Origin of the sequence: Vibrio sp. M260112, from assembly GCF_036533775.1 — a bacterium.
GTDB lineage: Bacteria > Pseudomonadota > Gammaproteobacteria > Enterobacterales > Vibrionaceae > Vibrio.
Window position 1 is genome coordinate 1 of the sequence record NZ_JATABH010000096.1, and the last position, 4,525, is coordinate 4,525.

General features: G+C 42.7%; 5 protein-coding genes. 2 read left to right on the plus strand and 3 right to left on the minus strand.

The window, feature by feature from the left end:
• Positions 1-210: 210 nt before the first annotated feature.
• Positions 211-906, minus strand: a complete 696-nt coding sequence (locus tag QTN95_RS19765) for an oxidative stress defense protein (protein ID WP_331418704.1) — start codon at positions 904-906, stop codon at positions 211-213.
• 96 nt (positions 907-1,002) lie between these two features.
• Entirely contained in the window at positions 1,003-1,899 is an 897-nt protein-coding gene (locus QTN95_RS19770) for a LysR family transcriptional regulator ArgP (protein ID WP_331418705.1), read from the minus strand.
• A 125-nt stretch (positions 1,900-2,024) separates the two neighbouring features.
• Between QTN95_RS19770 and QTN95_RS19775 the strand changes: the two genes are divergently transcribed.
• Both QTN95_RS19775 and QTN95_RS19780 read left to right on the plus strand, forming a co-directional pair.
• On the plus strand, positions 2,025-2,648 hold the full coding sequence (locus tag QTN95_RS19775; protein WP_331418706.1) for a LysE/ArgO family amino acid transporter: 624 nt from the start codon (positions 2,025-2,027) through the stop codon (positions 2,646-2,648).
• Between the two features lie 16 nt (positions 2,649-2,664).
• On the plus strand, positions 2,665-3,153 hold the full coding sequence (locus QTN95_RS19780) for a YbaK/EbsC family protein (RefSeq protein ID WP_331418707.1): 489 nt from the start codon (positions 2,665-2,667) through the stop codon (positions 3,151-3,153).
• Between the two features lie 63 nt (positions 3,154-3,216).
• Here QTN95_RS19780 and mscS read toward each other — a convergent pair whose 3' ends face one another.
• Complete coding sequence (mscS, locus tag QTN95_RS19785) at positions 3,217-4,083, minus strand: small-conductance mechanosensitive channel MscS (RefSeq protein ID WP_331418708.1); 867 nt, start codon at positions 4,081-4,083, stop codon at positions 3,217-3,219.
• Between the last annotated feature and the right edge of the window lie 442 nt (positions 4,084-4,525).

The following is a 4,525-nucleotide window of genomic DNA, read 5'->3' on the forward strand; positions in this document are numbered from 1 at the left end:
AGTATTGGGGGCATAACGATTGGCGAGTGTTAGGGCTGTAGTTAATTGCAAAATAAAAGGCTCAAAGTTATAGAAACTTAGAGCCTTTATAAGCTATCTGCAGGATCGTTCAACCGATCATTTATCTCTTAACTGATCGGCATTAGGCTTTAGCCCTCTTTTTTATTTTCTGTTTGATGACTTACCATTAATTGAACAGCAGCAATAGCGTTAGTCGAGTTTATAAATCACGTCTACTCGATCGCGAATGACGATTTGGGAATCCTGATAGCCATTGGACTCAACCTTCGCATCCATTGCCATTGATCTCATTAAAACGGGCTGTTGCCCCGACATGTTGTAGTCAATACGCCACACACCTTTCAGTTCTTTGCCAAATCCCTCAGCCAAAGATTCAGCCTTACTATTGGCATCTTTAATCGCCGCTAAACGGGCCTTCTGCTGATATTGTTCCTGATCTTTAACTTGCAGCTGAATATTGTCGACTTGGTTGATCCCTGAGTTCAATGCAAGATCCAAATATTGGTTGAGATCCTCTAGGTGTTGAACGGTAACCGTAATACTACGCGACGCTTTATAGCCAACCAATTCTGGTTTGCCCTTTTTAGGATAGTGGTATTGCGGAGTAATATAGAGGTTAGAACTGGTGATATGCTTACTCTCCACCCCTTCTTTACTCAACGCGCCTAAGAATTCCGATACAACTTGATCAACTGACTGCTTAGCTTGTTCCGCGGTCATGGTTGATTCAACAACCTTAACTGAAAACTGAGCCATGTCTGGCGTCGCAATCACTTCGCCATATCCGGTTGTTTCAAGATGTGGGAAGTCAGGGGAATTGGCTGCTGCACCAAAGCTCAGCATGGCGACGGACAATGATGCAATAACAGACGAAACAGCTTTCATACTAATTTACCATGTGGACTTAACTGCATACATCATAGGTAACGAACTCATTTTGACCAAGCCACCTCCGTTGATCTGACAAAGAATTAACCAAATCTATTTCGGTAGTTGTTGATGGCTATAGCCAACAATAGCCTGCGTTATCTCCTTGAGCAGACCTGTTTCTAACTGCCAGTGATGCCAGTAAATCTGAAAACTCAGAATAAAGTTAGGCATGAGATCGATTAAGCTCCCTTGTTCCAGTTCTTCACTAATTTGCAGACGCGGTATTAAGCAATATGCCACTCCCAGCAGGGCCAACTTAACGAATGCTTCTGAGCTGGCTACTTGATGGTGAGTGATGCTTTCGGGAGATAAGTTAAAATGCTGCTTGAGAAACATTTGATGCATCTCATCGTATTGATCAAATGAGACGGCAGGTGCGTGTTTCAAGGCCTCTCGGGTGACACCACTGGTAAAGTAACGCTGTGCAAACTCTGGATTGGCAACGCATACATAGTCCATCCGTCCAAGATACTCGGCGTAGCAACCTGAAATGGGCTCAGACTCCCAGCTAATCGCACCTGTCACTTCACCTTTCTTTAGCTTATCTAAAGTTCGATCTTCGCCATAAACGGCCAGATTAAATTCAACATTGCGTTGTTTCATGATGGGAGTCAGAGCTGGCAACAACCAAGTAGCCAAACTGTCAGCATTGGTTGCAATAGAGATCTGAACAGGGCGTAAATTCTCTTGATTGGTTAATTCGGGTAACACCTCGCTTTCCAATAGCTGTACTCGATGATACAGCCCCATCAACTTCTTTCCTGCTGTCGTTAGCCTAGGTGGCTGCTCGCGAATCAGAACCGATTTAGCTAGGAACTTCTCTAACTGTTTTACCCTCTGAGATACGGCAGATTGTGAGATACATAACTGCTGGGCAGCACGCTCAAAGCTTCCTTGGTTAACAACCGCTTCAAGGGCCTCAACCCATTTGTAATCTAAACCTCTCATAACAATGCTTCTCAATCAAAAAATTAGCAAAACTTATCATTCATTAAAATCATTAATTTTACTTATATATCTATCTCTCCTATTTTATTCACTCTCACCATCATAGGAACGAAGGAGTAAAAACGGTGAATTTCTGGCTGGTATTACAAGGGTTTGGCTTGGGCGCAAGTATGATCATTCCGATAGGCGCTCAAAATGCTTATGTTCTTAATCAAGGAATAAAGCGCCATCACCATCTGACAACCGCAACAATCTGTAGCTTGCTGGATGCATTTTTTATTTCACTTGGCATATTCGGTGGCGGTGCGCTACTTGCAAGTAATACCGCACTGCTAACGACAGTGACCCTTGGTGGGATTGTATTTTTGACCATTTACGGCCTACTATCACTCAAAAGTGCATTTAATCAGACGGCTGACCAAGGAGTCAGCTCAAACCTTATCAAATCGAGCGGCAGAAAAGCGGTGATTATTGGCGCACTTGCTGTCACGGTTTTAAATCCACACCTCTATTTAGATACCGTAGTCATTTTAGGGTCGATTGGCGGACAATTTGAAGGTAGCGACAGATTAGCTTTCGCGGTAGGTACGATTCTCGCTTCGTTCGTTTGGTTTTATTCCCTCTCTGTCGGTGCAGCGAAATTGGCTCCAACACTGTCTAAACCAAAAGTAAGAAGAGCGATCGATATCGGCGTTGCTCTGATGATGTTTATCATCGCGGGCATACTAGCGAACGAACTGAACTTCTAGCACAAAGGAAATAACGATGAACAAATTGGATGAGATTTATCAGTTCAACATCTCACTCCTCAAACATTTAGGGATAGAGTTTCGCCAGTGGCAACATGAACCTATTCTCGATTTTGCCACCGATGTCATCGTAGCTGAAAAGCTTGGCTGGACAGGTACGCATAGCAAGAGCCTGTTTTTAAAACTAAAAGGCGGCGGTTTTGCTTTATACCTTACACACAAAGATAGACGTCTCGACAGTAAAGCCATTAAAGCCTTGCTTGGTAAGCGCCCTTCAATTTGTAGCGATGATGAAATGACGTCACAGTTGGGGTGTTTACCGGGGGCCGTCTGTCCATTTGGTATCCCTGAACAAATACCCATAGTCGTCGACAAGGATTTATATCAAACCGATGAGATTCTCTATACCCCAGCTCACCCAGAATTAACCATTGGCTTTGCTGCACACTCATTGCCTATGATTCTCAATAAACTTAGCAATCCTATATATGAACTCACCACTTAGCGGACTGATAGGAATAAAAAAAGCGAGGCTAATGCCTCGCTTCTAGGTAATTATTGCACTCGATTAAGCGTCAACTTTATTCAAATGCACATCCATTTGTGGGAATGGGATTTCAATACCCGCTTCATCCAACGCTTCTTTGATTGCCTGGGTAGAATCGAAGTACACGTCCCAGTAATCCGCAGTTTTACACCATGGACGAACCACAAAGTTCACTGAAGAATCAGCAAGCGCTAAAACACCAATGGTCATGTCTGGATCTTTCAAAATACGCGCATCTTTCTCAAGAGCTTCACGGATCACTTGCTTAGTTTGCTTAAGATCTGATTTGTAAGAAACACCGATAACCAAATCCACACGACGTGTCTCATGGCGTGAATAGTTGGTAATTGGGCTACCGATAACGCCAGAGTTAGGAACAACGACCATTTTGTTGTCAGGCGTTTTTAACACTGTTTGGAAGATCTGAATCGCTTCTACGCTACCTGCAACACCACCGATTTCAACGTAATCACCTGACTTGAATGGACGGAAGGCAACAATCAGAACACCTGCCGCAAAGTTAGACAGTGAGCCTTGCAGAGCAAGACCAACAGCAAGACCGGCAGCACCGATAACAGCAACGACAGATGCGGTTTGAACACCGACTCGGCCTAACGCTGCAATAAGTACAATAACAAATAGCAGGTAACGAACTAAACCGTGGACAAACTCAACAACCGCTTTGTCCATATCTTTCTTTTCTAATACTTTAGAAACGCTGTTCGCTACTGCTTTAACGATGATATTACCGATAAACAGGATCAGAACCGCTGAAATGATATTCACACCGTACTGAACCAATAAATCAGAATTACTTGTTAGCCACTTTTCTGCTTGGCTTAAACCATCAACTAGGGGAGTTTCGATCCCCGCTGATTCACCTGCCATATATGTATCCTCAAAAAATTTATGATTCTATGAACCAAACTGCTATAGATTATTAATCAACAATGACATCTCTAATACATTTGCTGAAGCAATGTCATTTTTTCGGCACGATATCACTTTTGACTATGTAAAAAGTCAAGTTTTTGCAAAGAGAGCGAAAACAAAGGCTTATCAGAAAAATCTGATAAGCCTTTACAAGGTTACGCAAAGAGATCAACTTTCGCCAGAATTTTTATTGAGACAACCCTACTTATGCTTTGAAGTTATGCATAAATAAAAAAGCCGCTCATTGAGCTAACTCCGATCAGTTAAGTAAATGATCAGTTGAACGATCCTGTGGTTGGTTGAAAATACCCTCAAACATTTCATATTTGAGGGTATTTTTTATGTTGGCTCACTGGCTTATTGATGTTGATGACTTCGCTTCTCCTGATTCACTTAC